This window comes from Microcoleus sp. AT3-A2 (assembly GCF_036705685.1).
In the GTDB taxonomy this organism is placed as follows: Bacteria; Cyanobacteriota; Cyanobacteriia; order Cyanobacteriales; family Microcoleaceae; genus Microcoleus.
In genome coordinates, this window is the sequence record NZ_JAUBVF010000054.1 from 1 (window position 1) to 14,368 (window position 14,368).

The window sequence follows — 14,368 nt, forward strand, 5'->3', positions numbered from 1 at the left end:
TCAATTAAATGTTCCCTCACACTCAGTTCTACGGATTCAAAGCTTTGTAGATTGTCTACTGGGGTATTCTTATAAAGGATCTCTGCTATTTCTTGGAGATTTATTTTGAGCTTCTGATGTTCTTCTGGGGTCATGCGAACTTGGATTATGGTAATTTATCTGCTTTCTATTATGCCATCAGCTTAGCCAGACAATTGTCTGAGTATTTATACTGACTGCAAAAGTGGGATGATCCCGATTAATAGATCCTATATTCTATCTCGGAATATTTGTTTAATTGTTTCTCCGAAGTTAACCGCATTAGTTGAAAATTACTTCTACATAGTGAGCAATAAGTTTGACATCTTCTCCTCTTTTAGAGCGGATTCAAGCACGGGATATGACTGTTTAGTTAATAAAACCACAATTTTAGAGCTGGAGTTTTTGCTGTTTTTTAACTCTACAAACTCATTTAACCCTTGAATCCCATATTTAATGATTTTTATATTAGCACTATAATCATCCCGGTGCATATCTGTTTCCACAGGATGTATGATTCCCAAGGGTCTGTTAGACTCAACAGAAGCTTTCACAGTGAAACGTGAGCCTCCGTCAATAGAACTTTGGATAAGAATCAAACCTGCTCCAAGCCCTGCTTGAATTCGACAAGATTTCACAACCGAGAAAGTATCTTGCTTCTTCAAAGGAGGAATTTCAGAGACAACAAGCCCACCATTTGTCAAGATGCGTTCAATATTAATTTCCGACTGCTTTGGCAAAGATCGGAAAGAGGGTTTAGCTAATCCACTGCCTACCACTCCGATTACCTCTGCAAAGCAATTGTTGTCACGATCTAGAATTGAAAAAGTGTCTATGCCATCAGCTAAACCATTACAGAGCACCCAACCTCTTGATGAAAAATATTTACCAACTCGTTCGGCAATTATTTTGCCATTTTCATTTGGCTTCCTTGTGCCAACGAGAGTAATTACATCTTTATCTAGTAAAGATAGGTTTCCCCTAAAAAAAAGTATCGGTGGAGGATCTTTTAAATCCAAAAGCTTCTTAGGATAGTTTGCATCTACAACAGAAGTGAAACCAATTTCATGAGATTCACATTCAGCTAGTATATCCTCAGCTTTAGAAATAGCTTTTTCGATTTCTAAAGCTGAATACTTTTTTCCCACCAATGCTACAAGTTTAGTAAGGCTATCATTAGCATTTGCACTTGACCAATAATGGTAACTATTTTGTATAGTTACCAGACTTTTCTTGACAAATACAGCCCCGACTCCCTTGAGAAGAGAGAATGCGAGAATAATCAAGCTTAGTTCCAAATTTAGTTTCACCCTATGTTCTCCGTGTATCCACATCCATCGCCACCATATCTAGGCAAAACGCAGGAGTAAAACTTACTACCAGTTTGCCTATTTATCTTTACTTGTAGTTGTTTATTCAGGCCATTTACTACACACTTAGGACAGAGTTTACTACTGTTCACAGGTGTTATCAGATGAAACAAAGCAATAAATAGAATATTCTTTGCTCCTCTAGCACGTAGGTTCTCTGTCAGAGCATCTGCTGTAGCTCCAGTAGTGTACTGATCATCAATTATTATGACATTCTTGCCATTGACATTCACTCCCTCCTGCAAGATAAGGTTACTACGCACGAACCTCCGCCGATCGCCTGCTGAAGGTTGTCTGCGAGTTGAAGAATCTACGCCCTCATTCCACTCAAATATACTGAGGCAGTTCAACGAGGGTGTCCTCTGTCCAACAAGTTCAACAATGAGGTCAAACAATTCCCCCATTTTATTCGCTGGTTGCGTTGTCTGCTTGTCCGGCACATAGGTAAATATATCCCATAAAAAGAATCTTTGCTCTAGGATACGGTCTACATAAGTTATGACAGAATCCCGAAGTGTATATAATAACTCTTTGCTTCTATCCGCCCGATTGAACTCGAAGTATTTCTCCGTAGTATGGTATTTATCGCACTCACCCTGAGACTGCCTACCCAAAATTCTGTGAGCAGTCAAGCTCCCTAGCAGAAATTCATCACGACGCGGTTTCCTTGCTAAGTAACTTACCGCACTCCTGCAACCAGCTTCCAAGCACAGCAAATTCTGCAAAGGATTCCTCAGAATATTTAGGATCTCATCATAACTCTCAGCGTAGTATGTAGAACCGCTCTTAATGTTTTTAACATAATCACCAATCCCGTCTCTAATCTCTAAATTTGTTGCTTCATAAAATGCAGTTAAGACTGTTGGTACTCCTAGTCCTCGACCCAGTTCAATATCTAACCAAGAGTCACCAAGCACGTAACAATCGCTATCTGAAATTTCTATGTTTTGCAAACGCAAAAAATCAAGAGTCTTTAAGGTATTAGGTTTATCTGCAAGGGACAGTGCAGAAACATCACTAAAATACTCTTTGACAATTGTATTGACATATTTGGGATGCGAATCAGAGACAATAATACACTGAAAGCCCAGACCTGTTGCTTCCGAAATAAATTCTCTAGCACCCTCAAAGGTTTTAATCCGTGATAAATCTGTTTGCTTCTGCCCATCTTTCATGGGTTTCAATGCGATATCTGCGGTATTTGTTAAAGTTCCATCCAAGTCTATTAACAAAATTTTACGCTCGGCTAATACCCTGTTGTTGCTGGGAATTCTAATCATGGAATTCTCAAAGTTGCTCGTACTATTACCAGTGAGTGTATTGCACTAAACCTATAAAAACCGAATACGCGGCATAGGTAGTGTGAGTCTAAAAAGGGGCTTCAACCCCTTTTTAGACTTCATTTTAAACCCTAGCTGCCACCAATCCGAGCGACATCGCGAGCGTTTTCTTCAAACGCAGCCGTCAGCGCATCATCACCGCTTAAACCCGATGCGATCGCCCTTTCAATAGCCTGCAACACCCGCTTATAATCCCTCGGCATCACCTTCACAAAAACCGGCACCATCTCATCCCACGCAGCCAGAACCTTCGATGCCTTCGCACTTCCAGTCAAATCAAAGTGAGTCTGAATTAACTGCCGCAAATCGCTAATTTCCTCAACATCCTCCAATTTTTCCAAATCCACCATCGACATATTGCAGCGAGTAGCAAAATCCCCCGCCTCATCCAAAATGTAAGCAACACCACCACTCATACCCGCTGCAAAATTGCGCCCGGTTTCGCCCAAAACTACAACTTTGCCGCCAGTCATGTACTCGCAACCGTGATCGCCCACACCTTCAACTACTGCATTCACGCCGGAGTTACGCACCCCAAAACGTTCGCCCGCCATTCCTCGGATGAAAACCTCGCCGGCTGTCGCGCCGTAAAGCACTACGTTACCGACAATCACGTTTTCCTCCGCGACAAAGGTAGAAGCTGGCGACGGATACAAGATAATCTTGCCGCCGCTGAGCCCCTTGCCCAAATAGTCGTTAGCTTCGCCTTCGAGCTCCAGGGTGACTCCCTTGGGCACAAAAGCCCCAAAGCTTTGCCCGGCGCTGCCTTGGAAGTGCAGGTGCACCGTGTCATCCGGCAAACCTTCCCAGTTGCGTTTGGTGATTTCGTTGCCGAGAATTGTGCCGACAACGCGGTTGACATTGGTAATCGGCAGTTTGGCGTGGACTTTTTCACCGTTTTCGATCGCACCTTTGCACAAATCCAACAACACAGTCATGTCGAGAGACTTTTCCAAACCGTGATCCTGCGCCATCTGACAATAGCGCCCGACATCCGCCCCAACCTCCGGCTGATAAAGGATTTTCGAGAAATCCAAACCCTTAGCCTTCCAGTGTTCCACAGCTTGCTGAGGTTCCAAAACATCAGTCCGCCCCACCATTTCATTCAGCGTGCGGAAGCCCAACTGCGCCATAATTTCCCGGACTTCCTGCGCGATGAAAGTCATAAAGTTTACCGTGTGATCGGGGTCGCCGGTAAAGTTTTTCCGCAATAGCGGGTCTTGCGTCGCCACGCCCACCGGGCAAGTGTTCAGGTGGCAAACGCGCATCATAATGCAGCCCAATGTCACCAGCGGCGCGGTAGCAAAACCGAATTCCTCAGCGCCAAGCAGTGCAGCAATTACTACATCGCGGCCGGTTTTCATTTGACCGTCAGTTTCCACGACAATCCGGCTGCGGAGATTGTTGAGCACCAAAGTTTGGTGAGTTTCAGCCAGTCCCAATTCCCAAGGTAATCCCGCGTGTTTGATCGAAGTCTGGGGCGAAGCGCCGGTACCGCCGTCATAGCCGGAAATCAACACGACATCGGCGTGGGCTTTCGCAACACCGGCCGCGATCGTCCCGACTCCCACTTCCGACACGAGTTTGACGCTAATCCGCGCTTCTCGGTTGGAATTTTTCAAGTCGTGAATCAATTCGGCCAAATCTTCGATCGAATAAATGTCGTGGTGAGGAGGAGGCGAAATCAAACCCACACCCGGAGTCGAGTTCCGCACCTTGGCAATCCACGGGTATACTTTTTTACCGGGCAACTGTCCGCCTTCACCGGGTTTCGCGCCTTGCGCCATCTTGATTTGCAGTTCCCGCGCTTGGGAAAGGTACAAGCTGGTAACGCCGAAACGCCCGGAAGCAACTTGTTTGATCGCGCTGTTTTTCGAGTCGCCGCGATCGTTCGTCCAAGTGTAGCGATCGGGATCTTCGCCACCTTCACCGGTGTTCGATTTGCCACCAATGCGGTTCATCGCTACTGCTAGCGATTCGTGGGCTTCTTTAGAAATCGAACCATAACTCATCGCCCCAGTTTTAAAGCGTTTGAGAATAGATTCGATCGGCTCAACTTCCTCAATCGGTATCGATTCCCGCTGTTTGAATTGCAACAAACCGCGCAAGGTAAAATGCTGCTGGTTTTGTTCGTTAACCAGCCCTGAATACTGTTTGAAAAGCGTATAACTGCCCTCGCGCACCGACTTTTGCAGCGCATGAATTGTCTGCGGACTAAACAAATGCGCCTCGCCTTCTTTCCGCCACTGATATTCGCCGCCAACATCGAGAGTATGTCCGCTGGATGGGCGGTCTGGGAATGCGTGAGTATGGCGTAAAATTGCTTCTTGGGCGATGACTTCGAGGTCTACGCCTTCAATCCGCGATGCTGTCCAAGCAAAGTATTTATCGACTACGGATTTGTTTAAGCCGATCGCCTCAAAAATCTGCGCGCCGCGATAACTTTGAATTGTCGAAATCCCTATTTTCGAGGCAACTTTCGTCACACCTTTAGTAGCGGCTTTGACGTAGTTTTTGCAAGCTGTTTTGTACTCGACATTTAGCAGCAATCCTTCGCGGATCGAATCGGCGATCGTCTCAAAGGCCAAATACGGATTAATCGCGCCGCAACCATATCCAATAAGTGTCGCAAAGTGATGCACTTCCCTCGGTTCGCCGGATTCGAGCACGAGTCCCGCCCGCGTGCGCGTACCTTTACGGATCAAGTGGTGGTGCAGGCCTGCAACTGCCAGCAGCGCTGGAATTGGGGCTTTGTCGGGACTGATACCCCGATCGCTCAAAATGATGATATTCACCCCGGAGGCGATCGCGCTGTCTGCTGTGGCAAAAACCTCTTCTAAAGCCTGTTCAAGACCTTTTACCCCGCTTTTGGGGTCAAACAAAATCGGTAGTGTAATCGACCGGAAATTGCCCTCATTTACGTGTTTGAGCTTAGCTAATTCTTCATTGCTGAGAATTGGCGTTTTCAGTTCAATCAAATGACAGCTTTCGGGTTCTGGTTTGAGCAAATTGCGTTCAGCGCCGATCGTAGTTTCGGCAGAAGTTACAATTTCTTCGCGGATAGAATCGATCGGCGGATTGGTAACTTGAGCAAACAACTGCTGGAAGTATTCGTAAAGCAGTTTTGGGCGGTTGGAAAGCACCGCCAGCGGCGTATCCGCACCCATCGCGCCGACAGCTTCCACGCCATCTTTTGCCATCGGTGCTAACAGCAACCGCAGTTCTTCAAAGGTGTACCCAAAAGCCATTTGCCGCTGCAATAATGTTTCGGGATGAGATTCTGCTACTGCAGGCGCATCTTTCAGTTTGGCAATTTCGACCATGTGCTGGTCGATCCACTGGCGGTACGGGTGTTCTGTGGCGATTTTGGTTTTAATTTCCTCGTCAGAGACGATGCGGCCTTCCTCGGTATTTACCAAGAACATCCGCCCTGGTTGCAAGCGACCTTTTGATACAATTCGTTCTGGGGCGATCGGCAAAACTCCGGCCTCCGATGCCATAATTACCAAGTCATCTTTGGTGACGCAGTAGCGGGAAGGACGCAAACCGTTGCGATCGAGTACGGCCCCGATCGAAGTACCATCGGTAAATGCGATCGAAGCTGGGCCGTCCCAAGGTTCCATCAAGCAAGAATGGTATTCGTAGAAAGCCTTTTTCTCGTCACTCATCGACTCGTGGGCTGTCCAAGGTTCGGGAATCATCATCATTACAGCGTGCGGCAAAGAACGCCCAGCCAAAGTCAGCAATTCCAAAGCATTGTCAAAAATCGTCGAGTCGCTGCCTTCGATATTGATTAAATTGGGGATTTTCTTTAAGTCATCGCCGAATAGTTCCGACTCAAACAGCGATTGTCGCGCGTGCATCCAGTTAATGTTGCCGCGCATCGTGTTAATTTCGCCGTTGTGAGCGATGTAGCGGTAAGGGTGCGATCGTTCCCAGCTCGGAAAAGTATTCGTGCTGAAGCGCGAGTGAACCAGGGCTAGAGCGCTTTCCATGTCTGGGTCGTGCAGGTCGGGATAGTAATCGCCGACTTGCACCGGCATTAACATACCCTTGTAGACGATCGTCCGGCACGAGAGAGTGGAATTGTACCAGTAGGGGTCTGTGTTAGTCCTGCGGATGGCATTGTGAGCGCGTTTGCGGATCACGTACAGTTTCCGCTCGAAAGCCGCCTCGTCAATACCTGCGGCCCGCCGGAGGAACACTTGCTGCATGAAGGGTTCGCTAGATTTGGCGGTGTCGCCGAGGGACGAGTTGTCCGTGGGAACATCGCGCCAGCCGAGCACTTCCTGGCCTTCTTCTGCCGCGATTTCCTCAAAAATGCGCTTGCCGTTTTCGCGTTCAGTTTGATTTGGCGACGAGTAAATCGCGCCAACGCCGTACTCGCCGGCTTCGGGAAGTTCGATGTTTAGGGCCGCCGTTACTTTCTTGAGAAACTTGTGGGGTAGCTGCATCAAAATCCCCGCCCCGTCTCCGGTGTTGGGTTCGCAGCCGCACGCGCCTCGGTGGTCGAGGTTTAAGAGGATTGTCAGTGCCTGCTCGACAATTTCGTGGGATTTGTTACCCTTCATGTGTACGATGAATCCGACTCCGCAAGCGTCGTGCTCGAACTGCGGATCGTACAAGCCTTGCTTTTGTGGCAGTCCGTTGCTGTTCATTTTGATGCTCCTGTCAAAGTGGCGAAAAGATGTTGATCTAGAGTAGAAGGCGGGAAGCCGATCGATCTAGTATGATGTATTATATATAGATTTACTGCATTGGGCAGATGCACGAAAAAATCAAAGCTGATGCGATCGAGCGAGCGTGAAAAAATAGTTAAAGGTGATGAGTTAACTATGAAACCGGAAGGTCTAAATATTTATGCAGAAAAAATCTCTAATTATTAGCGTATCTCCTGAAATTATGGGTGGCACTCCAGTCTTTGCTTTTACTAGGGTTCCGGTACAAACACTTCTGGACTATCTGAAAGCAGGAGAATCTATTGATGATTTTTTAGATGGATTCCCAACTGTGACTAAAGAGCAAGTCATCGCCTTGCTGGAAGAGGCAGAAAAACAGCTTGTTGGCATGGTCGCCTAACGAATGAAGCTTCTTTTGGATGAGTGCATCGATCGCAAATTGGCCATATAATTTGTTGACCATGAGATGAAAACGGTTCCACAAATGGGATGGGCAGGTGTAAAAAATGGTCAACTTCTTGCCCTTGCAGAAGCAGAGTTTGATCTTTTGATCACAGTCGATCGCAACTTGTCGTTTCAACAGAATTTGCCACAGTTCGATATTGCGGTAATTGTTCTGCAAGCACCATCCAATCGCTTGGCAGATTTGAAGCCTTTAGCTCCAAAAGTTTTAGCTATTTTAGCTATGGCAACTAGAGGACAAGTTATGATTGTCAGTGCATAGCTTTAAGAAATACGCTCACCGAGATCCGTGAATGAGAAATTAAACAAATTCACAACTCCTAGCAACCGCCAGCGATAGCCTGGGTCAATGGCTGCATTTGTATCAATAGATGCTAGAAGTTTGGCAGCAGCAGTCTCAAGAGCTAGATTAGGATTCACATTTAATGAATATTCAAGAACCAGCGCCCTTTCTATGAAGATTTGATGTAGATTGGGGCGATCGAGCGAATAACAGGTGACAACAGCTATGTTGGTTTTGCTATGGTTGTTAAGGCAAGTCGATCGGGCTGAGCACAACTCTTGCAAAACTCTACAGTCGGCTAACCAGTCCCCGCAGGTGGGCTTCGGTTTTAACTATAGATTAGTTAATCTCAAAAAACAACGTCGTTTACCGAAGGATTCAGCAAGCAATCCTCAAGGAGTGAAAATCATGGTTCAGATTCAAGAAATTTCTCAAGTATCTACCCTGCACGCACCTGCAGCACCCAACGCAATAGCCGCTACGGAATTGCGGCCTTGGGGTTCATTTACGACTCTAGAAGAAGGCCCAGGATATAAAATTAAGCGGATCGAAGTTAAGTCTGGACACCGCCTCAGCCTGCAAATGCACCACCACCGCAGCGAACACTGGATTGTGGTTTCTGGTACTGCAAAAGTTACTTGTGGCGAAACTGAACAAGTTCTGTTTACAAATCAGTCTACTTACGTTCCTCAGTGCACTTCTCACCGCCTGGAAAATCCGGGAGTTATCCCCCTGGTTTTAATTGAGGTGCAAAATGGCGAATATCTCGGAGAAGATGATATTATCCGCTTTCAAGACGATTATGCTCGTAATGAAAAGGCTAAGTAACTCCAGTTGCTAAAAATATAGGGGTAAGGTGCGCGGCCCGGCGCACTTTACATTCTCTGGGTAATGTACACGGCTAGGCACACTCTATATTTTCAAAACTCAACATTACTTACCAAATTACCAATTACAAATTACCAATTACTCATAATGATTCATCTGAGCAAAACAGCAGCAACAGAAGTAACGCGCCTCAAGTCGAAGCATCCGAACCCCAATGCTTTATTTCGCCTGGGCGTGGAATCGAGCGGCTGCTCCGGTTTGTCTTATACAATGGCATTTGACGATGCGCCAGCCCCAGAAGACGCTATATGCGAGTCGGAGGGAATTGAAGTTGCGATCGACCCCCAGCACTTAAAATATCTCAATGAGCTCACCTTGGATTATTCAGAAGACTTGATGGGGGGAGGTTTCCGATTTCACAATCCCAATGCCGCCCAAAGCTGTAGCTGCGGCAACTCCTTTTCTGCCAAGGAATAATCAATATGATGACACTCAAAGACTTAGAAAAAGTCCAAAAAACCTTCAAAGAAGCCGGTCAAGACTACCAAGTTGAACTAGAAAGCGGGAGAATTATCATTGTGGGCCCGTCAGACATTGTATCTAGTGAAATTGGCATTCGCTTGAGTGCCTTTCTCTTCGTTTGGGTGAATCCCCGCCGTTTGGGTCGAGTTTTTGACTCCGCAGGCGGCTTTATTTTACCTGATGCTAACCTTACAGCACCTGATGTTTCTTTTGTCCGAGCCGCACGTCTCAGGCAAAGTCCCCGTTATTTCGGAGAATTAGTCCCCGACTTGGTAGTAGAAATTAAATCACAGAGCGATCGCATTAAACCGCTAGAAAAAAAGATTCATAATTTCCTAGAACTCGGAGCACAAGTGGGAATTCTGATTGACCCGGACGAAGAAACTGTTACAGTTTATCGTCAGGAATGTGAACCAATTGTGTTGGGAAATGAAGATATTTTGACTGTCCCCGAACTTTTTCCTGGCTGGGAATTGCCAATTGCTGAACTGTGGCCGCCAATTTTTACTGAAGCAGAAACTCAAACTGAAGCCTAAAGTTTATGCAGGTTTTACATAGCCAGGAATGCGAAAAGCCTCTCTTCTCTTCCTCTGTGTCCTCTGCGCTCTCTGCGGTTAAATAATTCCTATGCAACCGTAAACGATATCAGTGCAATGGAAAAGCTTTCAATCAAGCTGGTGTACCGAGAATCATCCACTGCATTAACTGCTGCCACTCGGGAGATTGAGCTAATAAATCTGCATCGAATTCATTTCCCGCATCCTGCGAAAACTCAGCGAAAGCTTCCGCCCAATTAATTACTGTTTCCACAGGCAAATAAGGCGTATAATTCCAAGAACGCTGCAAAAACTCTACCATCTCAACAGAATGACCGGTGCGGTACAAATACCAAGCAATCCAAACTAAGGTACTGTACTTAATTTGCCTTTCCAACAAACGTATTTTATCCGGCAACTCGGGGCGGGCAAAAAAATTGTCCATGACTGCGGCGAGGGATTTAGCCTGCGGTAAACCTTTGTACATGGCGCTTTGTTCGTGCTGGCGGTAGCAAACAGTTACTTGCTGCAACCACTCTGCTTCGCATCCCATTAAGGCTAAACGCAGCACTAAATCTGTATCTTCCGCCGGGGGAAATCGAGGATCAAATCCGCCGGCGCGCTCTAACCACTGACGGCGAAATACCATCGCGCTGGGTAAGACTGGTTTCCACCGCAGCCACATTTCTAAGTCTAATTTAGGGACATTTTGCCAGAGTTTGACATCTTTTAGCGGTTCGCCTATACTATTAACTAGACGCCAGCCACTGTGAACTATTCCTAGATTTGGTCGCGCTGCAAATACAGCCATTTGTGCTGCTAATTTGTCTGGTAAAAAGTAGTCGTCAGCATCAAGAAAAGCGATAAATTCTCCTCGGGCTAGCTCGATGCCGTGATTTCTGGCAATCGAAACTCCTTGATTTTGTTGGTAAATGTAGCGAATTCGATCGCCATATTTCTCTAAAACTAACTTGGTATCGTCTCTGGAGCCGTCGTCTACGACAATAATTTCCCAGTTAGCATAGGTTTGGTGCAGAACGCTATCTACGGCTTGGCCGACGTAAGCAGCGCAGTTGTAAGCCGGAATTACTACACTCACCTGCGGGGTGCGATCGCTCATAATTAATATCAAGTTTTATGGATTATACCATTTTAGATTTTAGATTTTAGATTTTAGATTTTAGATTAAAAAACTGGAAATGATTGATGAGCGTCTGGCTGGGAACTTGCCTACAGTTGCATTCTTTTTGTCAAATGGTTGGAACTGGTATTAGAATCAATACGCGTTGAGCTGGTTTATGGAAATGCGGGCTTTGAAAGTAAGAAAAACCATGCAACCGCCCCTACAAGATTTATTGGTAAAATCCGGTGGCGTCTTTATTTTACAATACTTATCGGGTGCCCAGGAGGCTCACGCGCCCGATAAGTGACGCTTGATCAGCATAATTTGGGTTCAAGAATTTGCCAGGGTAAGTTGTCGTGGATTAAGTATATCTTGGGGGCGGATTGCTGAAGGGTGGCGATCGCCTTTTACCTTCAAATACTTATCAACTATTTGCACAACCTGTTCGGGATTGGCTGGCTTGCTCAAAAAATCGGAAGCACCTGTCAATTTCGCCCGCGTGCGGTCAATTATACTATCTTGACCGGTCAAAAATACGATCGGAGTTTCCCGAAAAGCAGGTGTTTTTCGCAAAAAATTGCACAAAGCAAAGCCACTTGTCTTCGGCATCACCACGTCCATAAAAATTAAAGCAGGCTTTTGTTTGGCGAGGAGGCCCACTCCCTGCATGGGGTCTTGAATTTTTAGGACTCGATACCCCTCCGGCAATAAAATTTGCTCTAAAAATTCGCAAACTGTCGGACTGTCATCGATACAAGCAATCAAAGGGCGACCCGGCCCTGCCATCGCTGAGGCAAGGCGCCACTGTTCTATAGGCGACGGCAAGTCTGGTACTGTTCGGAAATTTACTAAACCTTGCTTGATGTAATTAACTAAAGCGCGAGTTGCCACTGTCACGCACTGCTTTTTCTTAAATGCAATATCCCAAAGAGTATTCTCGCCGTTAAATACGTTACCCAAAGCGATCAAAGAATTAGAACTAAATCGATTTTGCTGCAACTGAGCCGATGCTTTTAAAAGTGGTGCTTGTTCGGGATCTACCAGCCACAAACCCATTGCTTTCCACTTCTGCCAAATTTCTTCGGTACAACACAGAACTTTCTCTACTTCTGTTAAAGACAGCAGCAAAGAAGAGGTAATGGTAGAAAAATATTTCTGGGACGGACGCCACTCCCGGCGCAAACCCGATTGACCGATCAGAGCAAATAACACTTCGGAAAGGCTGGTGTGGACGATCGCCCTAGCTTGTTCCAGACTCATTTCGCTGGCTGCTATCCCTCGCTGAAGCAGTTGATATTCCCACAGTTCTCCAGCATCGAGGTTTCTGAGATCCACTTGAAAGTTTCGACAGTGTTGCCCGATCGCCCTGTACCAGCGCCTCGATCTGTGCGCTCCTCCAGTGGCATAAACCAAACTACCCTGAAAAAAGTAAAGTTGCCACTGTTGTTCGCCTTGCTCTAACAGCAGTTTCCCCGTTGCTTGTTTCTGGCTGAGTACAGCCAGAGTATGGGACAACATTTTGTATCCGATTGCGGTAGCAGACATATCAACTCGCATCCCCTGTACTCTGTTTGTACCATTATATAGCTGCTGAGTTTTGAAAGATAACAGTAAAATTACTGAATTTAGGTTAAAAAACACCACTAATTGTGAGAATTTAACCCTCTTAGGGAGTGATTCCCCTCGGTAGTTTTAGCCATGAGGATACAACGCCTATTTGCACTATTAACTAATCATTAAAATCGGGATTCTCACTAATAACTAATTGCCTTCGCTATCTGTGGGAGGTACTGGATCGTAACCCCCTGGATGAAAAGGATGACAGCGTAAAATTCGCTTAACTGCCATTGAGCTGCCGCGGGCCGGCCCAAATCTTTCTATTGCTTCGATCGCGTATTGCGAACAAGTTGGCTGAAATCTACAGGCGTTAGGCAGGTAAGGAGAAATCCCCATTTTGTAGCCTCGGATTAATCCGATCAGCAATATTTTCACAATTTTTACCTCAGCGATTGATTAGATTAATAGGCCAATCTCGTCCCGTACCGCTGTAAGCTAGGTGCATCGAGAGCATTCACAGCGGTTAGAGTTGCGCCAACTTTTCCAGTACCAATTATACCTTTTTTCATTTTTATTTTAGATACTTAAATCACAATTTGAGGAGATAATATGGTACTTGTCTCTGAGTTGGCTACTTGACCGATACCTAAAAAATTACCGTCTCGATCGTACACCTGCAAGGGATAGGGAGGTTCGGGTATTGGGTTGTGGGGGGAATTGTTGCTACTTTCCTCCTCTGGCCCGATCGGCGTTTCGGGAATCGGGAGGCGCTGTCCTTGAAACCAGCGTTTGGTATATTCAGGGGAAAGGACGATCGCACCTAAATGTCCCAAAACCGCCGATGGCAAAATCGGGCAGAATTTATTCTCCTGCAATTGCAGTTCCAATTGTTCAAAAGTTAGACTTTGGTCGATCGAGAAACCGCTACTTTCGGTGCGAGTCAAACAAGCCAAAGTACCGCCTGCATTCAACATAGCGCCCAAATCCCGTGCGATCGCCCGAATGTAAGTACCCGCCCCGCAGGCGATCGACAAATCCAATTCAGGAAAATCCCCCGGCCGCCAATCCAATATTTCCAGCCGAAAAACCTCAACATTTCTAGCAGCAACTTCCACAGTTTCGCCTTTTCTAGCTAACTCATAAAGGCGTTTTCCTCCCACCTGCACCGCACTAAAACTCGGTGGAAATTGCTCGATTTTTCCTGTAAATTTGGGCAGTGCAGCTTGCACTTTTTCCAAACTCAACTCCGGCACCGGTTGAGAATGGATAATTTCTCCTTCTAAATCGTCAGTAGCAGTAGTTAAGCCAAACCGAATCGTGCCTCGGTAAGCTTTATTGTGTTGGAGAAATTGCAGCAGTCTGGTTGCTTTGCCCAGGGCGATCGGCAAAACGCCAGTCACAGCAGGATCGAGGGTTCCTCCGTGTCCGACTCGCTTGAGTTTCAATAGCCGGCGCACTCGCCCCACGCAGTCGTGAGAAGTCATGCCCGCAGGTTTGTTGAGATTGAGAAAACCGTCATTAGTCATTAGTCATTAGTCAGTAGTCAGTAGTCAGTAGTCAGTTGTTATATCAAATCCGTTAGCATCGGAATAGTAAATTCGAGTTCACTGTTGACGGTTGACTGTTGACGCCGTGAACAGTCAACCGTCA

12 protein-coding genes are annotated in these 14,368 nt (G+C 46.3%); 5 read left to right on the forward strand and 7 right to left on the reverse strand.

Annotated features, from left to right (window positions below):
• Positions 1-317: 317 nt before the first annotated feature.
• The 3 genes from QUB37_RS23090 to gltB all read right to left on the reverse strand — a co-directional run bounded on the left by QUB37_RS23090 (position 318) and on the right by gltB (position 7,386).
• Complete coding sequence (locus tag QUB37_RS23090) at positions 318-1,328, reverse strand: DNA-processing protein DprA (protein WP_333166568.1); 1,011 nt, start codon at positions 1,326-1,328, stop codon at positions 318-320.
• Complete coding sequence (locus QUB37_RS23095) at positions 1,325-2,668, reverse strand: hypothetical protein (protein WP_333166570.1); 1,344 nt, start codon at positions 2,666-2,668, stop codon at positions 1,325-1,327. Before QUB37_RS23095 ends, QUB37_RS23090 begins: the two co-directional genes overlap by 4 nt.
• A 131-nt stretch (positions 2,669-2,799) precedes the next feature.
• On the reverse strand, positions 2,800-7,386 hold the full coding sequence (gene gltB / locus QUB37_RS23100; protein WP_333166573.1) for a glutamate synthase large subunit: 4,587 nt from the start codon (positions 7,384-7,386) through the stop codon (positions 2,800-2,802).
• Between the two features lie 202 nt (positions 7,387-7,588).
• Here gltB and QUB37_RS23105 point away from each other — a divergent pair, with 202 nt between their 5' ends.
• The 5 genes from QUB37_RS23105 (at position 7,589) to QUB37_RS23125 (ending at position 10,038) form a co-directional block, all read left to right on the forward strand.
• On the forward strand, positions 7,589-7,807 hold the full coding sequence (locus tag QUB37_RS23105) for a DUF433 domain-containing protein (RefSeq protein WP_333166575.1): 219 nt from the start codon (positions 7,589-7,591) through the stop codon (positions 7,805-7,807).
• Between the two features lie 66 nt (positions 7,808-7,873).
• Positions 7,874-8,131, forward strand: coding sequence for a hypothetical protein (locus QUB37_RS23110; RefSeq protein WP_333166578.1), 258 nt, complete (start codon positions 7,874-7,876; stop codon positions 8,129-8,131).
• A 429-nt stretch (positions 8,132-8,560) separates the two neighbouring features.
• Positions 8,561-8,980: a cupin domain-containing protein gene (locus QUB37_RS23115; protein ID WP_333075032.1), complete on the forward strand. Its 420-nt coding sequence runs from the start codon at positions 8,561-8,563 to the stop codon at positions 8,978-8,980.
• Between the two features lie 147 nt (positions 8,981-9,127).
• A complete protein-coding gene (locus tag QUB37_RS23120) occupies positions 9,128-9,457 on the forward strand; it encodes an iron-sulfur cluster assembly accessory protein (RefSeq protein ID WP_333166580.1) in 330 nt (109 codons plus the stop codon).
• An 8-nt stretch (positions 9,458-9,465) separates the two neighbouring features.
• A complete protein-coding gene (locus QUB37_RS23125) occupies positions 9,466-10,038 on the forward strand; it encodes a Uma2 family endonuclease (RefSeq protein WP_333166633.1) in 573 nt (190 codons plus the stop codon).
• Between the two features lie 133 nt (positions 10,039-10,171).
• On the opposite strand, the gene QUB37_RS23130 is transcribed toward QUB37_RS23125, so the two are convergent.
• From QUB37_RS23130 to truB, 4 genes are all read right to left on the reverse strand, one after another.
• Positions 10,172-11,158, reverse strand: a complete 987-nt coding sequence (locus tag QUB37_RS23130; protein WP_333166582.1) for a glycosyltransferase — start codon at positions 11,156-11,158, stop codon at positions 10,172-10,174.
• Positions 11,159-11,491: 333 nt separating this feature from the next.
• Positions 11,492-12,706: a response regulator gene (locus QUB37_RS23135; protein WP_333166583.1), complete on the reverse strand. Its 1,215-nt coding sequence runs from the start codon at positions 12,704-12,706 to the stop codon at positions 11,492-11,494.
• Positions 12,707-12,922: 216 nt separating this feature from the next.
• Positions 12,923-13,153 carry a membrane protein insertion efficiency factor YidD gene (gene yidD / locus QUB37_RS23140; RefSeq protein ID WP_190732478.1) on the reverse strand — a complete coding sequence of 77 codons (231 nt, stop codon included), beginning with the start codon at positions 13,151-13,153 and terminating at the stop codon, positions 12,923-12,925.
• Between the two features lie 149 nt (positions 13,154-13,302).
• Entirely contained in the window at positions 13,303-14,244 is a 942-nt protein-coding gene (gene truB, locus QUB37_RS23145; RefSeq protein ID WP_333166587.1) for a tRNA pseudouridine(55) synthase TruB, read from the reverse strand.
• Between the last annotated feature and the right edge of the window lie 124 nt (positions 14,245-14,368).

Excerpts from the sequence above, each read along its gene's own strand:
- QUB37_RS23125 (WP_333166633.1), top strand. The coding sequence starts at position 9,466 with ATGACACTCAAAGACTTAGAAAAAGTCCAAAAAACCTTCAAAGAAGCC.
- QUB37_RS23110 (WP_333166578.1), top strand. The coding sequence starts at position 7,874 with ATGAAAACGGTTCCACAAATGGGATGGGCAGGTGTAAAAAATGGTCAA.
- QUB37_RS23135 (WP_333166583.1), bottom strand. The coding sequence starts at position 12,706 with ATGTCTGCTACCGCAATCGGATACAAAATGTTGTCCCATACTCTGGCT.
- truB (WP_333166587.1), bottom strand. The coding sequence starts at position 14,244 with ATGACTAATGACGGTTTTCTCAATCTCAACAAACCTGCGGGCATGACT.
- QUB37_RS23120 (WP_333166580.1), top strand. The coding sequence starts at position 9,128 with ATGATTCATCTGAGCAAAACAGCAGCAACAGAAGTAACGCGCCTCAAG.
- gltB (WP_333166573.1), bottom strand. The coding sequence starts at position 7,386 with ATGAACAGCAACGGACTGCCACAAAAGCAAGGCTTGTACGATCCGCAG.
- QUB37_RS23115 (WP_333075032.1), top strand. The coding sequence starts at position 8,561 with ATGGTTCAGATTCAAGAAATTTCTCAAGTATCTACCCTGCACGCACCT.
- QUB37_RS23095 (WP_333166570.1), bottom strand. The coding sequence starts at position 2,668 with ATGATTAGAATTCCCAGCAACAACAGGGTATTAGCCGAGCGTAAAATT.
- QUB37_RS23105 (WP_333166575.1), top strand. The coding sequence starts at position 7,589 with ATGCAGAAAAAATCTCTAATTATTAGCGTATCTCCTGAAATTATGGGT.
- QUB37_RS23130 (WP_333166582.1), bottom strand. The coding sequence starts at position 11,158 with ATGAGCGATCGCACCCCGCAGGTGAGTGTAGTAATTCCGGCTTACAAC.